The sequence below is a fragment of the Mucilaginibacter sp. 3215 genome (assembly GCF_050433785.1).
Taxonomy (GTDB): Bacteria; Bacteroidota; Bacteroidia; order Sphingobacteriales; family Sphingobacteriaceae; genus Mucilaginibacter.
In genome coordinates, this window is the sequence record NZ_JBNPWO010000001.1 from 509415 (window position 1) to 529159 (window position 19745).

Below are 19745 nucleotides of genomic sequence, written 5' to 3' on the forward strand. Positions count from 1 at the left end.
TTATTATTTGTTGCGGATAGCAGCTAATGCCAGCATCAACCAGCCCAAAATAAACAATAAACCACCAATGGGTGTAATTGGCCCCATGGCTATAAGCCAGTTCCAGCCAAGCAGATCGCGACATGACAACAGGTACAGCGAACCTGAAAAGAATATAATGCCGAAAGTGAACAGGTAGTAAGCTGCTGATATTAAGCCCCCGCTCTTTTCGCGCGCAAAAACCGCTAAAAAAAGCAGGGCAAATACATGATAAAAGTTGTATTGTACAGCAGTATGCCAAACCTCAAGCTGGGCCGGAGCAAGCAATGCTTTTAAACCGTGGGCTCCAAAAGCGCCGGTTATAACGGCCAGCATACCTAAAAACGAAGCGGTAATAATTATTTGTTTGTTCATGCGATATAAAAAGCTAAGTTAACCAATTGAAAGTATTACTTTAACGCCGTGGGGTAAAATTCTATATTTGCTGCACGCCCCCTGCTATGAAACGACTGATAGTAACCACTATATTTTTGATTATAGCTACCGTGCTGATAACGGTGTTATATTTTAAAAATTTAAGTCCCCCGGGAGTGCGTACCGGGCAGGTTATGCTTGCTATTCCTGATAATGCGGTGGCAGTATTTGAGTTTGGTAATGAAAAGGGATTTTATGATATTTTTGCCGGCAACCAGCTCTTAAGCACTTTTGTTGGCCCCGCCAAATTACATGAACTTGATACCTTACGCAAGTTGCTCATTGCCTCTCCGCAGCTTGATCAGTTTTTTGCAGGCCAAAACATTTTCGTTTCCCTTCATCCTACAAATAATGATAATATAGATTTGCTTGTAACTACTTCGGCATCAAAAGCTTTTTCAGCAACTATGTTTAATCATTTAACAGGCAGTGCCAAAAACGCTTTACAAATAGCGCCTATGCAGATAGCGGCAAGCCAGGGTTATAATATATATGTCAAGCCGCTCGACAAACATTTTTACCTCATTAAAACCGGCGACAATATATTTTCGGGCAGTTTTTCAAAAGATTTGGTTGATCATAGCGCCATCTACCAGCAGGATAAAGGCCATAATGGCTTTGTACCGTTGCCTGAGCAGCAAAATGCCAATTCACTTGCCAATCTTTATATTAATTACAACCAGCTTAATCCGTTTTTTGATCAACTGTTCCTTAATAAAACTACCGATCTTTTTAAGAGCTTTAGAATGCTGCCGGCCTATGCGGCATTGAACTTGAATTATAAAAGCGATGCTTTGATGTTTAACGGGTTTACCACTAAACGAAATAATGCAACCAGTTATTTAAACATTTTTTCGGCCCAGCAACCTGTCGAGAATCATTTAAAAGATATCTTCCCGGCTACAACTGCCTACAGCACAAGTTTCGCCGTTTCAGATCCTAAAAAGTTTGAGGCCGACCTTTCACAATGGCACGATAAAGCGGGAGTGGGCAGGGAAAAGAATGAACTTTTGAACAAGGTAAAATCAGAAGCAGGGCTGTTTGTAAAACCTGAGTTTGAAAAGCTGCTTGGTAACGAGTTCGCGATTGTAACAACGCGATACTTTGAAAAATTTGCCATCATTTCTGTTAAAGATGGCTCAAAGCTTTTTCCGGTGATGATGAACATCAGTAATATGGTTACTGATAAAGTTGGCCAGTTTAATTATGAAAAACTGCCGTTCTTTTTATTGGGCGATGCTTTCAGCATTTTCCGAAAACCTTACTTTATGATCATTGATAATTATCTCATACTTGCCACGTCGATATCCGAGTTGGAAAGCTATAACGACACTTACTTCAATCGCAAATTCATAGGCAAAACCGATCAGTATACCCAGTTTGATAATTTGCTGGCCGAAAGGAGCAATGTGGCCTTCTTTATTAACTTTAAAAACATGCAGCCTGTATTAAAACGCGATTTAAAAAGGTCTTTTTACGATGCTTTTGAAAACAGCGACCCCGGTTGGAAAAATTACTATGGTGCAGCCTTCCAGCTCACCGCATCCGACAAAAACTTTTATACCAATTTTTGCATGCGCCTGAATGTGCCGGATACAAGTGCAGTAAAAAAATAAATTTGTTTACGTTTACACAACAATACCCGCCCAATTTCGTAAAACATTACAAAAAGCAATTTGTAAAAAATTTACAGACAATCAGCCTTGAGTTCTTTTCTTTAAGAAAATTCGAGGCAAGATATGTGAGCCAATTATGAATAAGATCTTCTTTACTATTCTTTTCTTTATCTTTTATTCTTTATCCGTATCGGCTCAACAGTTTTCGCAGTATAATACTGGCACGCTTTACGATTCATTTGAAAATCCTTCACAAAGAGCCTTTATCCCTGATTCGAGCCGGGGGGTAGCATTCAATTTTTTTATCCCTAATTTCGATGCTAATTTTTATATAACGGGGGACGTACAACGGCCGCTAAAAAGCCGTGCATTTGCAAGCCCTTCGTATTATAATACCTCATCACTGCGGATTGGCCAAAATGCTTTAAATCATTTTAATGCAAATGCCAATGCCTATGCGGTAATGCTCAAGTTTTTCACCAGCTTAAACGGTAATGTTGAAATGGGCTTTTCGGCCCAAACTAAAGTAGAAAGTAAAGGCCTGGTCACCGATGAATCGATAGCTTTTCTTGATGGACCGTCAAATTTTGCGCGTGATAATTATGATAATATATTCAACAATCATTATAGAGTGCAGATGTACGACCAGTTAAGTTATATTTACCGGGAGCAGGTTAATAAGCAACTGTCGTTAGGTTTTAAACTGAGCTACCTGTCTGGTGTTCAGTATAACAAAATAGATGTGGAGGAATCGAGCCTGCAAATTAACCGGGACGCGGCAAATCCTGACAATGACAATGCAGATGTTTATATGAGGGGACGGTATTACAGGAGCTATGTGCCGGGCAGACTGGACGGGCGTGACTTTTTACCAACGTTTCGTAACCCCGGCGCATCGATATCAATGGGGGCAACTTACCGAACAGAGGATGGGATCCTGATACAAGGAAATATAAAAGACCTTGGCTTTATTCACTGGAACAAGCGCTCAACCATTACTGATTTTAATAACACAATAAATATAACAGATATTACATCTCAGCATCGTGATGAGAATATATATAATGCTGTATATGACTTGTTCAGAGCCAACGGAGTAGTTACCTCATTTAATACAAAAACCAATGCCAAAGCCGAATTGAGCGTATCCAAAAGCTATTGGCTTGATGATGAAAAAACATTTAGGTACTTTCCCACGGTTGTAGCCCAAAAAGAAATGTTCTTTTCCGGTTTTACCGGTGCAATGGTTAACTCGGTACAAAAAAACAACCTGATAGCTACCTTAACGGCCACTTATGACGATTATAAATTATTTAATCTGGGCGCACAAATTATGGTAAAATCCCCTAATGTCGAATTTTTTATAGGCTCCGAACGCTTACTAAACACAGGCCGCCTTACCTTCGCCGCTTTAAATAATACCAATCAAATAAATAGAGTGGGCAACTATAGCGGGGCGGATATCTTCTTGGGCTTTTCACTTAAATTTGGACGGGTAATTGAACACCCCATGAACTCCAGCTATATCCCAATGGGCGAAAAAGGATTTTTGGGCCGTTTGTTTGGCCGCATTTTTAAAACTAATAATTAAAGCGCTTTTTTTCCGGCTATAAAATCTTTAAGGTAGTAAGGCTCGTAATAAGCTACATCTTCAAATGCGCCATCAGCAAATTTTTGAGCTGCTTTTTGGGTAAGATATGTTGCTGAGTTTACAAAATCATCCAAAAACAAGGCATTGGGGCTTTCACTTAAAACACCTTTGCATTTTTCGGCACCATCACCAAAAAACAGGATCTGATGGTCTTTCAAATAGTTGGCAAAGCTGTTTCCTTCTATAATATCAGCCGCTGTTTCACGCACTCTGTTGCCGGCTGCATCAAATAATGCGGTGTAAACCTCCATTCGGCGGGCATCTATCATAGGGCATAACAGCATATTACCATCAGCAGCAAACCCCGGGCTGTTAATAACGCCATGAGCCATAGCCTCAAGTGTTTCAATTGCTATGAGAGGCTTATCAAGGGCGAAGCACAATCCTTTGGCGGTAGATACGCCTATCCGTAAACCGGTGTATGACCCCGGACCGCTGCTCACAGCAATAGCGTCAAGCTCGTTATAACTTACTCCCAAATTATTCAGTAATTCATTGATATATAAAGTAATAACTTCAGCATGGATATTACGGGCGTTTATTTGCTTAAAGTCCAAAACCTTGCCATCTCGGGCAAGTGCTACCGAGCAGGATGTTGTTGCTGTTTCTATTTGAAGTATAAGACTCATATTATAAATTTATGGTACCGGATCATGCCCATGACCACCCCAGGGATTACAACTGGCAATGCGCTTTATGGTTAACCAACCACCTTTAAAAGCACCATGCTTCCTGATGGCTTCAACACCGTACTGTGAGCAGGTGGGTGTATACCGGCATGATGCAGCCGAAAGCGGCGATATAAAATATTGGTAAAATTTGATCAGGATGATGAAAACTCCCCCAACTATTGCCTTTAAAAACCTGGCGATTGTATCCATAAGCCCATTCATGTTAATTAGCCGTGACTGGTATTGCAGCAGTTAACTCACCGGAAAGTTGGGCAAGCATCCTCAGCATTTTTTTTTCGATGAAAGGGTATGGCTCAATTTCTTTGCCTACATAGCCTACCGAAACAATTATCTTTTTATCCGCTTGCTGCAGAATATGATAAAGATGCTGCTGTTTGTGGAGCCTGTACGCTTCGCGCATCAGGCGTTTTACCAAATTACGGTCGACGGCGTGCTTATAACGCTTTTTGGGAACGGAAAAAAGAATTTGCACAGGATGGGGCTGCGGCTCGGGATTGACAAGCCAGGATACCCGGAAGGGATAACATAAAAAAGAAGAACCGTTATGAAAAAGCTTGTCAATAAGCCTCTTGTTACATAACCGTTCTTCTTTTTTAAAAGTATACATAGTTGCCATTTTTGAACCGAAGGATAAAGCAGATAAGCGGTTCCAGACCCTTGTAAATAGGGTAGGGCAACCTCAATTATGCTTTGTGCCTGCCTTCGTCAGAAACAGTTAACCTTTTTCTGCCTTTAGCTCTTCTGGCTGCTAATATTCTCCTACCGTTAGCAGTTGACATGCGTTCACGGAAACCGTGTTTATTTCTTCTTTTTCTTTGAGAAGGCTGAAACGTTCTTTTCATGGCTATATTTTATTCTATTCGTCTTTTTAAAACAAGAGCGCAAATGTAGTTATTTTATTTAATAATTCAAACACTATTTTTCTTATTTATAATAACATGTGTGCTGCCGCCCGGTAGCCACGAATCAGCGGCTCTTTTTTTGAAAAACTAATTGCATGCGCAATAATTAAATTCAAAATCCTGTTCATTATCTGAACTAAATAATAGCGCTAAGCTGTCATTCCAAATCATATTAAAAAGTTAAATTTAAACATTAATTATTTGTTACAGATTCAGATTTTGCAACAATGTGCACTCGCGAACTACGGCATTTGTTAAAAAACGCTGAATAAGCAGGGCTGAGTCATTAACAAAGTGTAAATTCAACAGCAAATGAAAGTAATCCTTTCCGCAATATTCATATTTCTATCGGCTGTTACCATAGCGCAGGAGCTACCTGCAACACATTATAAAATTTACAGCACATCGGCACAAAAGATCATCACGCCCGACGATATTGTTAATGACATGGCCAATGCTGATGTGCTTTTCTTTGGCGAAGAGCATAATGATTCAACGGCGCACTATCTGGAGTTTAGCTTGTTCAAAAAGCTTTCGGAAAAATATCCGCAGAAAACAGCGCTTTCCATGGAGATGTTTCAAACTGACTGTCAACTGGTGCTGAATGAATATCTCGCGGGGCTTATTCGCGAAAAAAATCTGGTAACAGATGCGCGTACCTGGCCTAACTATAAGGATTACAAACCGCTTGTTGAACTTGCCAAATCCAATCATCTGCCGGTAATAGCAGCCAACGCCCCAACCCGCTATACCAACATGGTTACACGCGGCGGACTTGACGCTTTAAAGCAGCTTGATGCCCAGGCTAAAAGCTATCTTGCGCCGCTGCCTATCGATACCGCTACCGGAGCTTATTATGATAAATTTGCTAAAATAATGGGAGGTCATGCCTCAATGCCGGGCATGCAGATTTACCAATCGCAAAACCTTTGGGATGCTACGATGGGCTGGTCGATAGCGAAATTCCTGAAAAACCATTCCGGCTTTAAAGTATTGCAGCTTAACGGCGGCTTTCACAGTGAAGAAAAACTGGGCGCGGTAGCCCAACTTAAAAAATACGCACCCAAATTACGCGTGCTTAACATAGCAACCTACATGGATGATAGTTTTGACAAGCCCGACTGGAGCAAATTAGCCGGCATGGCCGACTATATTATTTTAACTGATCCTAAGTTGCCAAAAACTTTTTGACAGTTCATTGTTGACAGTTCATAGATCATAGCTATTATGGAAAAAAACCATGATCCGTGAACTATGATCCATTAAGCTTTCTTAGCCAGTAAATCGCGGATTTCGGTAAGTAAAACTTCTTCTTTAGTTGGTTCAGGTGGTGCTGCCGGGGCGGCCTCTTCTTTCTTTTTAAGGGCATTAATGCCTTTAACAATTATAAATATACTAAAGGCAACAATTAAAAATTCGATTACGATATTGATGAAGTTACCTATATTGATATCGACAGCCGGGGTTTTAGCAACGGCATCCGCGGCTTTCAGGTGTATCTTTAAATCTTTAAAATCAATCCCACCGGTAATTAACCCTATTGGCGGCATTACAATATCCGTAACCAGGGACGTAACAATTTTACCGAAGGCAGCACCGATGATAACACCTACAGCAAGGTCAACCACGTTGCCCCGCATTGCAAATTCTTTGAACTCTTTTACTATTGCCATAAATTAAAGTTTGGTTACTTAAAGTTAATAATATTACTCAAACTATCTATTTATATAGATTTTTTGTTCGCCCTAAAACAATTGGCATGCTTAAAACATTTAACAACTTTAAAAGCAGATACCTCAAGTAATTTTTAGTTGATATTAATTTGATGTATTTTTGGCTACATCTTAATTATGCTTAAACAGAACCTTCAACAAAAACTTTTACAAAAACTTTCGCCCCAGCAAATACAATTTATAAAATTGCTGCAGGTGCCTACTGTTTCGCTTGATACCCGGATAAAAGAAGAACTGGAAGAAAACCCCGCACTTGAAGATCTGAGCCTTACCAACCTAAACGAGCCCGAAGAACAATATCCCGACCGCGACCCCGACGAAGATAATTATAACAACGATGAGGAAAAGGGCGAGATGGATGAATTTAATATTGACGACTACCTGCAGGAAGACAACGTAAATGATTACGGATCACGCTATGATCAAAATGGTGATGACGAGGATGAGCGTAAAGAGATCCCTATTGCCGTGCAAAGTTCGTTTTTTGAAAGTCTGCAAGCACAGTTAGACTTGCTTCCCCTGAGTGATAAAGATTTCATGATCGGCAAGCAGATCATAGGCAGCCTGGATGACGACGGCTATCTGCGCCGTCCCATTATGTCGCTAACTGACGACCTTGCATTTTCACAAAATGTATTGGCTGAGGATGACGAAGTAGAAGAGATGCTCAAGGTGATCCAGGGCTTTGACCCCCCTGGGGTAGGCGCGCGCAGCTTACAGGAATGCCTGCTGATCCAGCTTAGAAAAAAAGACGCAAGCGACCCGATCGTAAAAAAAGCCATACAAGTTGTTGAACATTATTTGGATGAGTTTACCCGCAAACATTACGATAAGCTTGAAAAATCATTGAGTATGAACTCGGCTGAGTTACGTGCCGTTGTTAATGAGATCTTAAAACTCAATCCCAAACCCGGCGATTCAAACGAGATCAACACCAAGCAAATGCAGGTGATCCCAGATTTTCATATCACTAACAACGATGGCACGCTCATCCTCACTCTCAACTCCAAAAACGCGCCCGAACTTAGGGTAAGCCGCTCATACCAGGAAATGTTTCAGCATTATGACAAGGCTTCCCAAAAAGATAAAAAACTGAAGGAAGCAGTGCAATTTGTAAAGCAAAAGCTTGATTCGGCCAAGTGGTTTATTGATGCTATTAAACAGCGCCAGCAAACGCTGCTTAAAACCATGAATGCCATTATGCAGTATCAGTATGAGTTTTTCCTTACCGGTGATGATAAAAACCTGAAGCCAATGATCCTGAAGGACATTGCCGACCGTATTGGTATGGATATTTCAACAGTGTCGCGCGTAGCCAACTCTAAATATGTACAAACGGAATTTGGTACCTTCCTGTTAAAATCCTTCTTCTCCGAAGCCATCCAAACTGAAAGCGGTGAGGAAGTATCCAATAAAGAGGTTAAAAAGATTTTGGAAGAACATATTGGCAAAGAAGATAAACGTCATCCGCTTGCTGATGAAAAATTGACCGAAATACTCAAAGATGCAGGCTACAACATAGCCCGCCGTACCGTAGCCAAATACCGCGAACAAATGAACATCCCGGTAGCAAGGTTGAGGAAGGAGTTGTAGCTTTTTAGAGATTCTTCAAAAGACATCTGTTACTCGCAATGATGTGTGAAAATTATATTTGATAATCAACACCTTGTAATCACGACATTATAAGGCACGTAGTAATCCCCGACTTACAAAAAAACTATCAAAGCCATTCTCCACCACGTCATTGCGAGGCACGAAGCAATCCCCAATTGGCAGAGAAATCATACTTTTTTCGCGTTAGCAAAATATTAAAGAATATATTTATTAAATGGTTATGCAACGCGGCGGATGTACTTACATCGTCACAAATAAAACGCATTCAGTGTTATATACGGGGGTTACATCAGATATTATCGGCAGGATCTGGGATCACAAGAACAAAACTTATCCCCAAAGCTTTACTGCTAAATACAACTGTAATAAATTGGTGTATTATATTTTCTATTCCCATATCGAAGAGGCTATTGCTGCTGAAAAGGCCCTAAAAGGTGGAAATAGACAGATGAAAGTTGATCTTATCAATCAATTGAATCCTGAATGGAAAGATCTGTATGAAGATTTAACAAAAGAATAACTAACTGATTTTCGAAGCGACTCTGTACGGTTGGGGATTGCTTCGTACCTCGCAATGACGTCTTTTAATAAAAACGCCTTAAGAACCGAGTCCTTAAGGCGTTTTTATTATATGTACTTTCAACTTATACATTCACAGCACAAAGCTCGCGAACTTTAGCTACTACAAAATCAACTTCCTCTTTTGTATTATACTTTGAGAACGAGAACCTAACCGATGGCCTTGAAGAACTGGCCCCGATAGCAGTTAACACGTGCGAACCAATATCGCTGCCTGAGCTGCAGGCGCTTCCACCCGAAGCAGAAATACCGGCAATATCAAGATTAAACAGCAGCATATCGCTCATTTCCATCTCGGGGAAAGCCACGTTCAATACTGTATACAAACTTTTTTCGGGGTCGGTTTCGCCGTTAAAGCTTACACCGGGTACGTTAGCAACCAGTTGCTCCATCATGTATGATTTTAAGCCCTGAATGTAGTTTTGGTGCTGTTCCATTTCGCCGTAAGCAAGTTCAAGCGCTTTGGCCAAACCAACTATACCATAAATATTTTCGGTACCGCCGCGCATGTTGCGTTCCTGGGCGCCACCGTAAATAAATGGTTTTATTTTGATTTTATGATTGATATGCAGGAACCCTACACCCTTGGGCCCGTGCAATTTATGACCGGCACATACCACAAAGTGAGCTTTAAGCTTGCTCAGGTCATGCTGGTAGTGGCCCATGGTTTGCACAGTATCGCAATGATAAATGGCATTGTATGTTTCGCACAGGTCACCAATGCGTTCCATGTCAGATAGGGTGCCTATTTCGTTATTGGCATGCATTAATGAAACAAAACTGCGTTCATTTTCTTTCAATAATGTTTCCAGGTGATCATAATCAATAACACCCTTGCTGTCTATATTTACCAGGCTCAATTTAATAATGCCCGATTTTTCCATTGCTTCCAGCGTGTGGAGCACTGCGTGATGCTCGGTGGGGCTGGTGATAGCATGGGTGATTTTGTGATCAATGATCCCGCACCTGATAGCCGTATTATCGGCCTCCGTACCGCTTGACGTAAAAAAGATTTCGGCGGGCGAGGTGTGCAGTAAACCGGCAATCGTTTTCCGCGAACGCTCAATTAAAGTACGGGCTTCCCTGCCGTGGGCATGTATTGACGACGGATTACCAAACTGGCTTTCCATCACCTTATACATCTCCTTCATCACATCAGGATCAAGCGGTGTAGTGGCGGCATTATCAAAATAAACGCGCATTTTTTTAAAAATTATAAATTAATGGATCAGTAACTTCAAAAACACATGCCCGGTAATGTATATATAAGCAAGCAACCAACGGTATTTACCGCCGGTTGCCTGCTATTTTTAATACCAGTAAAATTAACCTTTCAGCTGTAAGATCTCCTTAATATCGATGATGATCTTATTGGCCAAACCGTTTGCCACGGTTTCAGAATTGCCTTCAGAGTAAATCCTGATAATGGGCTCGGTGTTTGACCTCCGCAAATGTACCCATTCTTTATCAAATTCTATTTTCAGGCCATCAATTGTTGAGTGGGGCTGCTTGATGTATTTTTCTTCAACTTTCGCCAAAAGGGCGTCTATGTCCATTTCAGGTGTTAAAGTGATCTTGTTTTTTGAAATAAAATAACCCGGATATGACGCACGCAAACTTGAAACTGATTTACCATATTTAGCCAGATGAGTTAAAAACAACGCGATACCAACTAAGGCGTCACGACCGTAATGTAACTCAGGGTAAATAACCCCGCCATTACCTTCGCCGCCAATAACAGCGTTTACTTCTTTCATTTTGTTAACCACGTTAACCTCCCCAACCGCAGCCGCATGGTATTCGCCGCCTGCTTTTTCAGTAACGTCGCGCAACGCACGGGTTGATGACAGGTTAGATACCGTGTTGCCCACATTGTTTTTCAAAACATAGTCGGCTACGGCAACCAGCGTATATTCTTCGCCAAACATGTTACCATCTTCGCAAACAAAGCAAAGGCGGTCTACATCCGGATCAACAGCAATACCCAAATCGGCACGTTTACCCACAACCTCTTTTGATAAAGCTATCAGGTTTTCGGGAAGCGGCTCGGGATTATGCGGGAAATTGCCATCCGGCTCACAATACAGTTCGTGAACGGTTTCAACGCCCAAAGCTTTCAGCAAGGCCGGTACAAAAATACCGCCTGTTGAGTTAACACAATCTATTACTACTTTAAAGTTGGCTTTCTTTATAGCCTCAACATCAACCAGCGGCAAGGCCAGTACAAGGTCGATGTGTTTTTGAAGCCAGGTATCATCATGAGTAACTTTACCCAGATCGTTTACATCGGCATAATTAAAGTCGCTGTATTCGGCAATTGTTAGCACTTCCTTGCCATCGGCATCACTGATAAACTCGCCGTTTGCATTGAGCAGTTTAAGGGCGTTCCATTGTTTTGGGTTGTGGCTCGCGGTTAGGATGATACCACCCGCTGCCTGCTCACCGGTAACGGCAACCTCAACTGTCGGCGTAGTTGATAACCCGAGGTCAATAACATCAATCCCCAAACCCTGTAGCGTGCCAATAACAAGATTGTTCACCATAGCACCCGATAAACGGGCATCACGGCCTACTACAATCTTTTTAATCCCCGATTTTTTCACAGCCCATGATCCGTAGGCCGAAGTGAATTTTACAATATCAAGCGGTGTTAAACCATCGCCAACAGCACCGCCTATGGTGCCGCGTATTCCTGAAATAGATTTTATTAATGTCAAAATGCGAAGTTTTTGGTGTGGTAAAAGTAAAAAATATAAGCTACAAATGATATTGTTTTAAGGATTTACGCAAACGCTTGCATATAAGGTTACGGTTAATTTGTTGTTTTTTAATACGGTGCAGGGTGGTTTCAATTGTCATCCCTGCGCATTATTTTATGCTTAACGGGATAATGCTGCTGCTAAGTATTAAAATTTGAAGGATTTTTTAAGCTATTTGATAACTTTGGAAATTACAGCAAACAAACACCTATAGTAAAAAACAATGCCCGACTATCTTTTAAACCTCGACCGGCATTTATTTTATTTCATTAATCATGACCTGTCCAATTCATTTTTCGACTGGATCATGCCCTTGTTGCGTAACCCCAAATTCTGGATCCCGCTGTACATTTTCATCATTATTTTTTGTTTATGGCGATATAAAAAAACAGGTGCTGTCATTATAGTGCTGCTGGCGGCATCGGCAGGCGTTGCTGATTTCACCAGTGGAGTTATTATCAAGCACAATATTCAGCGGCTTCGCCCTTGCCGTGATCCGGTTGTATCTGCAACCGATATCAGCCGTGTGCCCTGTGGTAGCGGGTATAGTTTTCCATCAACCCACGCCACCGATCATTTTGCCATGGCGATATTCCTTGGCTTTGTGTTTTTCAGAAAATGGAGGTGGATATGGCTTTGGGCGATACTTTGGGCAGGCAGTATTTGCTTTGCACAAGTATATGTGGGGGTGCATTTCCCGGTAGATGTATTGTGCGGCGCTTTATACGGGGCCTTTGTTGGATGGCTGTTTTCATTATTATTTAAAAAATTACAACCTGCCTTTTAATGGGATATTGGAAAATTCTGCTGCTTTTTTTTGCTGCCTTTTTTGGCGGTACTTCTGTGTTTTTATTTAAGGGCGATAACCACAAAACGCTGAAACTGGTACTGTCGTTCAGCGGAGCTTACCTGTTTGGTATTACCGTTTTGCACCTGATTCCTGATGCCTATCATGGTAATGATAACTATGTAGGCGTATTCATATTGGTCGGCTTCCTGTTTCAGATTGTGCTTGAACAATTTTCGGACGGAATTGAGCACGGCCACATGCACAAACACCCGCATGATCTGGCAGTTTTCCCAATTGGTATCATGGCAAGCCTTTGCCTGCATGCTTTTTTGGAGGGAATGCCGCTTGCCCAGGGCAACCAGGACCAATTAGTTTACGGCATTGCCTTACACCATATCCCGGCGGCCTTCGCACTGGCTACAGTGTTGCTCACTAACAAACAAGGTAAAAACAAAACCATACTTTTTGTGGCGGTATTCGCGGTGATGGCGCCGGCAGGTTATTTTTTCAGCGATGCATTAAGCAGCGGAAACATAGGTAACCTGCAGCATTATTTTAACAGGATCATGGGCGTTGTTATCGGCATCTTCCTGCATATCTCCACCACTATCCTCTTTGAATCGAGTGCTGATCACCGTTTCAATATGCGTAAAATGATGGCGGTATTGGCCGGTGTGGCCATTGCGCTGCTGGGCTTTTTGAAAGAGCTATAGATTATTAATGCTATTACTTTGTGTGAAATTAATTTCTATATAAACTTTTATTTTTCCAGCTCCAGGCCCCAGTCTTTCCCTTTATCAACTGCAGGTACTCCCTTATCCATCCAAACCGGCATTGGCGCGCCTTTTAAAAAGTGATCGAAAAATTGCTGCTCACGTATAGTAATGTCTTTGCGGTTTTGGCGCTGTACCAGGTTATGAGCCTCGCCATTGTATTGCAGTAACCAAACAGGTTTACCTAAACGGCGTAAAGCTGTAAACATTTCAATCCCCTGGTACCAGGGCACAGCGCCGTCGGCGTCATTGCTCATGATCATCACCGGTGTTTTTACTTTGGGCAACTGGAACAAGGGCGAGTTTTCGATATACAGCTCAGGCTTTTCCCAAAGCGTGGCGCCAATGCGGCTTTGTGATTTTTCGTACTGAAATTGCCTGTTCAGTCCCGATTCCCAACGGATCCCTCCATAGGCCGAAGTCATGTTAGCTACCGGCGCGCCTGCCCAGGCTGCGGCATACATATTGGTTTGGGTAATGAGGTAAGCCACCTGGTAACCACCCCAGCTCTGGCCCTGTAAGCCAATATGTGCAGCATCAACCCATGTGTTTTTCTTTAAAGCCTCAACACCTGAATTTACAAACTCGACCGCAGATGCCCCCGGATGGCCGGTTTGATAGCTGATATCAGGTGCGAACACAAGATAACCGTTGCTCACAAAAAATGAGATAGGCAGGCGGGAAGGGGTAGGAGCAGGTGCTATATAGTTAAAAAGCCCGTCAGAAAGTCTCTCATAAAAATAAACTATCATCGGGTACTTTTTGGCCGGGTCAAAGTCTTCAGGCTTATACAGGATCCCTTGCGACTGATAGCCTTTAGGTGTCATCCACCTCACAAGTTCGGCAGTGCCCCAGTTATATTCACTTTGCTGCGGGTTGATATTGCTTAGCTTAAGCTCTTTTTTCAGATCAGATGAAAAGTACAAATCAGGCGTCTGTTTATAGCTTGCCTTGGTGTAGATGTAAGCATCGGCATTTTTAGCTTTCAGCAGGTTATCATAACTCATTGGGGCCATGGTCACTTTTTCGGGCAGATTGTTAGTCTCAGGAAACTTCCTGAAATATCCCCATTGCCTGGTTTCTTCGTTTTGAGTTAACAGCCACATCGGCTCTTTCAGGGGGATGAATTTTTGCTCCGTATCGGTTTGATCATACCTCATGATCAGTTTGTTTTTGCGCCCGATGCCTTTGGTGAAGTTAAACGCGTCGCCTGTTGCCGGGTCAAAACGCCAGATGTCGTACCGGTCATAAATAAATACGGCCTTATCGCCCGCCGCCCAGCCTGCCACACCGTAAGCTGAAGGATAGCCGGGCACATCGTTCAGCTCGTCGCCCATTTTGGTGCCCGTTGCTTTGCTCAGGTTTATTTTTTGCCCTGTTGCAATGGTATAACAGTACCATGCCTGATCTTTGAGATCAAACCACAGCACATAATTGCCCTGTGGCGAGATATAATAACGGCCCAAAGAGGCATTAATAAACCTGTGATTGCCGCTCCGGGTATCAATTAAAATGGCTTGTTGCCTGGTACTGCCTTCCCACTGGGCTGATATGCGGGCGCCGGTATCTGTAAGCCCTAAAACATAGCGGGCATCTTTATTTTCGGCAGTTAACATTTCGGGAATGGCCTTGCTACCTAATTGAATAATTTTGGCATTCGTTTCTTCAGGTTTTATCACTGCAAGATAGCTACGCTTCAACTCGGTTTGCAGGTTTTTGAGCTGCTGGGGCTGCAGGTAATCATCTTTGTAGTTCCAGATATCCAGCTTGGCTACCTCAAAATCAGCAAGGGTGGTATCGGCAGGCTTGGGGATAGGTGCAGTGCCAAAGAAAAGGCTATTGCCGCTTTTGCTAAAGCTTACTTTGCCATCGCCGCTTACCGCCCAGTTATTGGGTATGCCTGCAGATCCGACAGCGGCAATAACTTCCGCGCTATCTTTTGCAGTGTTGTAGTAATAAAGCTTAAATGGTTTTACCAATGCCTTTTCCGGATTTTTCTCGGCAGTAAAAGCTACCTGGCGCCCGGCATCATCAATACTGATGTTATGGTAATTGCCTCTGCCGGTGCTTAGCCGTTTGACCGAGTTTTTTTCCAAATCAAATAGATACAGACCGGATACAGTCTCTTTTTGTTTTATCGGGGCTGTAACAGCAAACGTTACCCATTTGCCGTTTTTGCTGACCTGGTATTCGGTCACATATTTAAAAGTTCGTGCGATGCCGGTTTTTAATTTTTTAACAGTTAGGTCTGCACCTTCAAGCGTAGGCGGGGCAACAGTTGCAGCCACAGCTTTTTTTGAGGTATCGCCTGGTGCTGGTTTTTTAAGCGTATCGGCCGTTGCCAGGTAGGCTATAACAGCTGCATCTTCGGCTATTTTAAATGAACGGATGGCCGGGACTTTCCTTACGGATGATGATCCTAAAGCAATTATGCCTAAAGTATCTTTAGGGAAATCGTCCTGCTTTTTCTTTTTTATTTTGGCCTGCCTGGTATCCTTATAAAACGGCCGGATAAGGCATACAGCAAATTTTGAATCCCCGGTTATTTTAACTGTATCTGCACGGGGGATTTTAATTGAGCTGGTGTTTTTTGAATCTTTTATAATCAGTTCGGCATCGCCCTGTTGCGGCTTTATGACGTAGCCTATCCATTTACCATCATTGCTGATGCGTTGGCCTGTTATACTTTGCCATCCGTCAAACACAGTTTGATCTAAAGGTTTTTTAGCTGTTTTTTGAGCAGATACATGAAACCCAATAGCTAATAACAGGCAGGCTGATAGGAAAAGTTTACGCATACAGGAAAGATGTCAAACCTAAATATGCTGAAAACTTATGGCATACAGAAATTAGTTACTGTAAAGTTACAATTGATGTGAAAGGTGAAAGGCATTAGGTTAAGTAGAAAACAAAAAACCTTTATCCTTTTACCTTTCGCCTCCCTTAGCACATTGCTTTATTCAAAGCGCGGATCGCCTCATCGAAATCTTCGCGGGCTATCAAAAACTGGATATTGACCATTCTTAGTGCAAAGCCACAGCTTTTGATATTGATCCCTTTTTGGGCCAGTGCTGTTGCGGATTTGGCAAGTAAGCCCGGCTGATCCATGTTGGAACCTATCAGGCAAACCATCGCCATTTTTTCAACAGCAACTTTTTCGTAATTGTCTTCCAGTTCGCCAATCAGTTTTTTATTGTAGTCCTTCTCCCATATCACTATAGAAATGCTGTTAGCGCTGGTGGCCTTGAAGCTATAGCTAACGCCAAACTTGTAAAACAACTGCATGATATGAAAATCGGTACCTACATTACCAACCATTGATGGGTCATAAATATCGATCATGATCACCTTATCGGTGCCGGTGATAACCTCAACACGCTTTTTATCGCAAATATATTCGCGGGTGATCAGTGTACCCGGGTGTTCCGGTTGAAAGGTGTTTTTGATCCGCAGGTCGATATCATTTATTTCCAACGGTTTTGACGCTTTTGGGTGGATAGCTTCCATGCCCACATCGGCCAGCTGATCGGCAACATCATAGTTGGTATTACCCACCGGGAAACAATTTTCAACGCCAACCAATTGAGGGTCGGCAGTGCAAAGGTGGTATTCTTTATGGATAATGGCCTCCTGTGGCTGTACAGCAACGGCAATTTTACTGAAGGTAACTTCCGAATAGCCGCGGTCGAACTCGCGCATAATACCTTCCGTGCCTTTGGCGTAGCCGGTAACAACGGTAATGGTTTTTGAAAAATCAATATGGGCAAGGTCTTTCTTAATGCGTTGATCAATGGTTAATGCACGGTGGTCATGAAAACCGCTCAGGTCCACCAAAGTAGCATTGATACCCATATTTTGCAGGATATTGGTAAAGTTAAAAGCCGAGTGGCTTTCACCTATTGAGGCCAGGATCTCTCTCGCGGCCTGTAAAATGCCTTCTTTACCTACATACCCTGATGCCAGAATATTAGCCAGGTTCTCCAGATAGGTTTGAGCATCGTTGATCCTTGTTTCAATGTACCTATCGGCTTCGGCTATGTTCAAACCAAGGCCTTCATAAGTTTTATTGATCTGCTTTAAACGCGTAATTAATTGTTTTAATGGCGTATGAAAATCCTTGTAATTGGCAAGCTTGTGATATACACCCGGCGCGCCTGTCTTTTTGTTTTCGAGCAGGAGGTTGGTTACTCCTGAAAATGCCGATACTACAAATATGCGGTTGTAAAGTTGTTCCCCGCTGCGTTCAAACAGGATAATGTTTTTAATAACATCACCCAAAGCGGTCATGGATGTACCGCCAATTTTTTCTACTGTTAACATTTTATATTGAAAGATCGACAGTCAAATACCATAACCATACCAATTGTTGTAGCTATTTATTAATTGGTTGAATGTAAATAGCTTGTATCTGAACTGCTTTTTTAAAAATAACTCATTTTGATATACGCTATCAAAACGATTGAAATATAATGATTAAAAGCTTTGAGCCTTCGGCCTTAAGCTTTTCGCTTAATTAACTATCCTTTTTATACAAATCACCTGCTTTTTCGGCAGATAAACGAATGCCCTTGATCATGGCTGAGCTGAAACCGTGGTGCTCCATTTCATTTAAGCCGGCAATGGTACAGCCGCTTGGCGAAGTTACCTTATCTATTTCCTGTTCAGGGTGCGATGCCAGTTGTAATAGCAGGTCGGCCGCACCTTTAGCGGTTTGGGCTGCCATCTTTAAAGCGTCATGCGCGTGAAAACCAATCTCCGTTCCGCCTTGTGAAGCAGCGCGGATCGACCTTAAAAAGAAAGCGATACCACAGGCACAAAGCGCTGTGGCTGAGGTCATCAATTCTTCATTGATCTGGATAGTTACACCAACCGTATCAAACAATGATTTGGTCATGTTGATATTCTTATTAGTGCCGTTATCTGTAGCGATACAGGTCATGGAGTGGCCTATCGCAATCGCGGTGTTCGGCATTGCCCTGATCACCTGTACATTGAGGTCAAGGTGCTGGCGGATATCGGCACAGCTAACGCCCGAGATAACTGAGATCAATAATTGCTTATCCGGCTTTAACGAAGGTTTGATCTCGTCTAACAGTTTATTGAGTTGTTGCGGCAGTACGGCCAGCACAATAATATCGGCTTTGCGCACGGCACGCAGGTTATTGTCTGACACATGGTACCCCTGCTCGGCATATTGGGCCAGCGCAGCTACATTACGACGGGTTAATGATATTTGCTGGGGTTTGCAAATACCCTTTTTAACTAAACCTTTGGCTAATGACAGCCCTATGTTACCGGAGCCTAATATTGAAATGTGCTGTTGTGCGTTCATGCGCTTTTTGTTAAACGTGTTCCAAATGGTTTGTTATCTTTCAATTGGCCCAAATCATCTGATTTGCCAATAATTACTGCCTTTACACCACAAGCAATTGCGGTAAAAGCGTTGTCAAGTTTAGGTAGCATACCACTGTGTATTATCCTTTCCACTTTTAGTTCCTCGTAGTGCTGCGGGTTAATTTCCCTAATCAGCGATTCTTCGTCATTAATATCCTTTAGCACGCCCTTTTTTTCAAAGCAATATATGAGGGTGGTTTCATATAATCCCGATAACGATACCGCCAGTGCCGAAGCAATGGTATCTGCATTGGTATTTAGCAGCTGCCCTTCGCCATCATGCGTTATCGCACAGAAAACGGGGGTAAAGCCTGCTTCCATCAACCGGCTTATATTTTCGGGGTTGATAGAGTCTTCAACAATATCGCCCACAAAACCATAGTCAATAGTTTTTACCGGCCGTTTAACCGCTTTAATAAAGTTGCCATCGGCACCGGTGAGGCCTATGGCGTTGTTGCCAAAACGCTGCAACTGGGCTACAATATTTTTATTGATGAGGCCTCCGTAAACCATGGTGACCACTCTCAGCGTTTCAATATCAGTGATGCGCCTGCCATCAACCATTTTTGATTCAATACCTAAATCTTCGGCCATTTGTGTGGCCACTTTTCCACCTCCGTGTACCAGGATCTTCAGCCCATCCAGTGCTTCAAAATCCTTTAAAAAATGATATAGGTTTTCAGAGTTATCAATAACGTTTCCACCTATTTTGATTATATAAAGGCTCTTATTTGATGGTAATTTATCCGTTTTGATATGATCTGTATCAATTTTATTCATTCCAGCTGT

At 42.4% G+C, this 19745-nt stretch carries 19 protein-coding genes; 7 read left to right on the forward strand and 12 right to left on the reverse strand.

Annotated features, from left to right (window positions below):
- Window positions 1-3: 3 nt before the first annotated feature.
- Window positions 4-393 carry a DUF423 domain-containing protein gene (locus tag ABIC84_RS02290; protein ID WP_090527050.1) on the reverse strand — a complete coding sequence of 130 codons (390 nt, stop codon included), beginning with the start codon at window positions 391-393 and terminating at the stop codon, window positions 4-6.
- Between the two features lie 86 nt (window positions 394-479).
- Here ABIC84_RS02290 and ABIC84_RS02295 point away from each other — a divergent pair, with 86 nt between their 5' ends.
- Both ABIC84_RS02295 and ABIC84_RS02300 read left to right on the forward strand, forming a co-directional pair.
- Window positions 480-2069, forward strand: coding sequence for a hypothetical protein (locus tag ABIC84_RS02295; protein ID WP_429262548.1), 1590 nt, complete (start codon window positions 480-482; stop codon window positions 2067-2069).
- Window positions 2070-2205: 136 nt separating this feature from the next.
- A complete protein-coding gene (locus ABIC84_RS02300) occupies window positions 2206-3660 on the forward strand; it encodes a DUF5723 family protein (RefSeq protein WP_426586913.1) in 1455 nt (484 codons plus the stop codon).
- Here ABIC84_RS02300 and tsaB read toward each other — a convergent pair.
- The 4 genes from tsaB to rpmH form a co-directional block, all read right to left on the reverse strand.
- The gene (gene tsaB, locus ABIC84_RS02305) at window positions 3657-4349 is read right to left on the reverse strand and encodes a tRNA (adenosine(37)-N6)-threonylcarbamoyltransferase complex dimerization subunit type 1 TsaB (protein ID WP_429262549.1); all 693 of its coding nucleotides are present in this window, start codon (window positions 4347-4349) and stop codon (window positions 3657-3659) included. The two genes, ABIC84_RS02300 and tsaB, sit on opposite strands and share 4 nt — an antisense overlap.
- Before the next feature lie 9 nt (window positions 4350-4358).
- On the reverse strand, window positions 4359-4601 hold the full coding sequence (gene yidD / locus ABIC84_RS02310; RefSeq protein ID WP_429262550.1) for a membrane protein insertion efficiency factor YidD: 243 nt from the start codon (window positions 4599-4601) through the stop codon (window positions 4359-4361).
- Window positions 4602-4614: 13 nt separating this feature from the next.
- Window positions 4615-5019, reverse strand: a complete 405-nt coding sequence (locus tag ABIC84_RS02315; RefSeq protein ID WP_429262551.1) for a ribonuclease P protein component — start codon at window positions 5017-5019, stop codon at window positions 4615-4617.
- A 76-nt stretch (window positions 5020-5095) separates the two neighbouring features.
- Complete coding sequence (rpmH, locus tag ABIC84_RS02320) at window positions 5096-5254, reverse strand: 50S ribosomal protein L34 (protein ID WP_110583460.1); 159 nt, start codon at window positions 5252-5254, stop codon at window positions 5096-5098.
- A gap of 372 nt (window positions 5255-5626) precedes the next feature.
- Here rpmH and ABIC84_RS02325 point away from each other — a divergent pair, with 372 nt between their 5' ends.
- On the forward strand, window positions 5627-6505 hold the full coding sequence (locus ABIC84_RS02325; RefSeq protein WP_429262552.1) for a ChaN family lipoprotein: 879 nt from the start codon (window positions 5627-5629) through the stop codon (window positions 6503-6505).
- A 71-nt stretch (window positions 6506-6576) separates the two neighbouring features.
- Here ABIC84_RS02325 and mscL read toward each other — a convergent pair whose 3' ends face one another.
- Complete coding sequence (gene mscL / locus ABIC84_RS02330) at window positions 6577-6987, reverse strand: large-conductance mechanosensitive channel protein MscL (protein ID WP_429262553.1); 411 nt, start codon at window positions 6985-6987, stop codon at window positions 6577-6579.
- Between the two features lie 177 nt (window positions 6988-7164).
- On the opposite strand from mscL, the gene rpoN reads away from it, so the two are divergent.
- Window positions 7165-8640 (forward strand): RNA polymerase factor sigma-54, encoded by a 1476-nt coding sequence (gene rpoN, locus ABIC84_RS02335; RefSeq protein WP_426586923.1) that lies wholly within the window; start codon window positions 7165-7167, stop codon window positions 8638-8640.
- 235 nt (window positions 8641-8875) lie between these two features.
- Window positions 8876-9181 carry a GIY-YIG nuclease family protein gene (locus ABIC84_RS02340; RefSeq protein WP_429262554.1) on the forward strand — a complete coding sequence of 102 codons (306 nt, stop codon included), beginning with the start codon at window positions 8876-8878 and terminating at the stop codon, window positions 9179-9181.
- A gap of 124 nt (window positions 9182-9305) precedes the next feature.
- On the opposite strand, the gene ABIC84_RS02345 is transcribed toward ABIC84_RS02340, so the two are convergent.
- Both ABIC84_RS02345 and glmM read right to left on the reverse strand, forming a co-directional pair.
- Window positions 9306-10442 (reverse strand): cysteine desulfurase family protein, encoded by a 1137-nt coding sequence (locus ABIC84_RS02345; protein ID WP_429262555.1) that lies wholly within the window; start codon window positions 10440-10442, stop codon window positions 9306-9308.
- A 123-nt stretch (window positions 10443-10565) separates the two neighbouring features.
- Window positions 10566-11957: a phosphoglucosamine mutase gene (gene glmM, locus ABIC84_RS02350; protein WP_090527070.1), complete on the reverse strand. Its 1392-nt coding sequence runs from the start codon at window positions 11955-11957 to the stop codon at window positions 10566-10568.
- 265 nt (window positions 11958-12222) lie between these two features.
- Between glmM and ABIC84_RS02355 the strand changes: the two genes are divergently transcribed.
- Complete coding sequence (locus ABIC84_RS02355) at window positions 12223-12786, forward strand: phosphatase PAP2 family protein (protein ID WP_426586929.1); 564 nt, start codon at window positions 12223-12225, stop codon at window positions 12784-12786.
- Complete coding sequence (locus tag ABIC84_RS02360; RefSeq protein WP_112654292.1) at window positions 12786-13502, forward strand: ZIP family metal transporter; 717 nt, start codon at window positions 12786-12788, stop codon at window positions 13500-13502. The genes ABIC84_RS02355 and ABIC84_RS02360 overlap by 1 nt, the downstream gene beginning before the upstream one ends.
- A 47-nt stretch (window positions 13503-13549) precedes the next feature.
- Here the strand turns inward: ABIC84_RS02360 and ABIC84_RS02365 are convergent, their stop codons facing one another.
- From ABIC84_RS02365 to argB, 4 genes are all read right to left on the reverse strand, one after another.
- On the reverse strand, window positions 13550-16360 hold the full coding sequence (locus tag ABIC84_RS02365; RefSeq protein ID WP_426586932.1) for a prolyl oligopeptidase family serine peptidase: 2811 nt from the start codon (window positions 16358-16360) through the stop codon (window positions 13550-13552).
- Window positions 16361-16505: 145 nt separating this feature from the next.
- Window positions 16506-17882 carry an aspartate kinase gene (locus ABIC84_RS02370; protein ID WP_090527078.1) on the reverse strand — a complete coding sequence of 459 codons (1377 nt, stop codon included), beginning with the start codon at window positions 17880-17882 and terminating at the stop codon, window positions 16506-16508.
- Window positions 17883-18075: 193 nt separating this feature from the next.
- Complete coding sequence (gene proC, locus ABIC84_RS02375; protein ID WP_090527080.1) at window positions 18076-18894, reverse strand: pyrroline-5-carboxylate reductase; 819 nt, start codon at window positions 18892-18894, stop codon at window positions 18076-18078.
- Window positions 18891-19736 (reverse strand): acetylglutamate kinase, encoded by an 846-nt coding sequence (gene argB, locus ABIC84_RS02380; protein WP_426586934.1) that lies wholly within the window; start codon window positions 19734-19736, stop codon window positions 18891-18893. The genes proC and argB overlap by 4 nt, the downstream gene beginning before the upstream one ends.
- Window positions 19737-19745 lie beyond the last annotated feature (9 nt).

Coding starts and splice junctions, on each gene's coding strand:
- ABIC84_RS02355 (WP_426586929.1), top strand. CDS start 12,223: ATGCCCGACTATCTTTTAAACCTCGACCGGCATTTATTTTATTTCATT.
- ABIC84_RS02365 (WP_426586932.1), bottom strand. CDS start 16,360: ATGCGTAAACTTTTCCTATCAGCCTGCCTGTTATTAGCTATTGGGTTT.
- rpoN (WP_426586923.1), top strand. CDS start 7,165: ATGCTTAAACAGAACCTTCAACAAAAACTTTTACAAAAACTTTCGCCC.
- ABIC84_RS02345 (WP_429262555.1), bottom strand. CDS start 10,442: ATGCGCGTTTATTTTGATAATGCCGCCACTACACCGCTTGATCCTGAT.
- ABIC84_RS02295 (WP_429262548.1), top strand. CDS start 480: ATGAAACGACTGATAGTAACCACTATATTTTTGATTATAGCTACCGTG.
- ABIC84_RS02360 (WP_112654292.1), top strand. CDS start 12,786: ATGGGATATTGGAAAATTCTGCTGCTTTTTTTTGCTGCCTTTTTTGGC.
- yidD (WP_429262550.1), bottom strand. CDS start 4,601: ATGGATACAATCGCCAGGTTTTTAAAGGCAATAGTTGGGGGAGTTTTC.
- ABIC84_RS02300 (WP_426586913.1), top strand. CDS start 2,206: ATGAATAAGATCTTCTTTACTATTCTTTTCTTTATCTTTTATTCTTTA.
- ABIC84_RS02325 (WP_429262552.1), top strand. CDS start 5,627: ATGAAAGTAATCCTTTCCGCAATATTCATATTTCTATCGGCTGTTACC.
- mscL (WP_429262553.1), bottom strand. CDS start 6,987: ATGGCAATAGTAAAAGAGTTCAAAGAATTTGCAATGCGGGGCAACGTG.
- ABIC84_RS02370 (WP_090527078.1), bottom strand. CDS start 17,882: ATGTTAACAGTAGAAAAAATTGGCGGTACATCCATGACCGCTTTGGGT.
- rpmH (WP_110583460.1), bottom strand. CDS start 5,254: ATGAAAAGAACGTTTCAGCCTTCTCAAAGAAAAAGAAGAAATAAACAC.
- argB (WP_426586934.1), bottom strand. CDS start 19,736: ATGAATAAAATTGATACAGATCATATCAAAACGGATAAATTACCATCA.
- tsaB (WP_429262549.1), bottom strand. CDS start 4,349: ATGAGTCTTATACTTCAAATAGAAACAGCAACAACATCCTGCTCGGTA.
- ABIC84_RS02290 (WP_090527050.1), bottom strand. CDS start 393: ATGAACAAACAAATAATTATTACCGCTTCGTTTTTAGGTATGCTGGCC.
- proC (WP_090527080.1), bottom strand. CDS start 18,894: ATGAACGCACAACAGCACATTTCAATATTAGGCTCCGGTAACATAGGG.
- ABIC84_RS02315 (WP_429262551.1), bottom strand. CDS start 5,019: ATGTATACTTTTAAAAAAGAAGAACGGTTATGTAACAAGAGGCTTATT.
- ABIC84_RS02340 (WP_429262554.1), top strand. CDS start 8,876: ATGGTTATGCAACGCGGCGGATGTACTTACATCGTCACAAATAAAACG.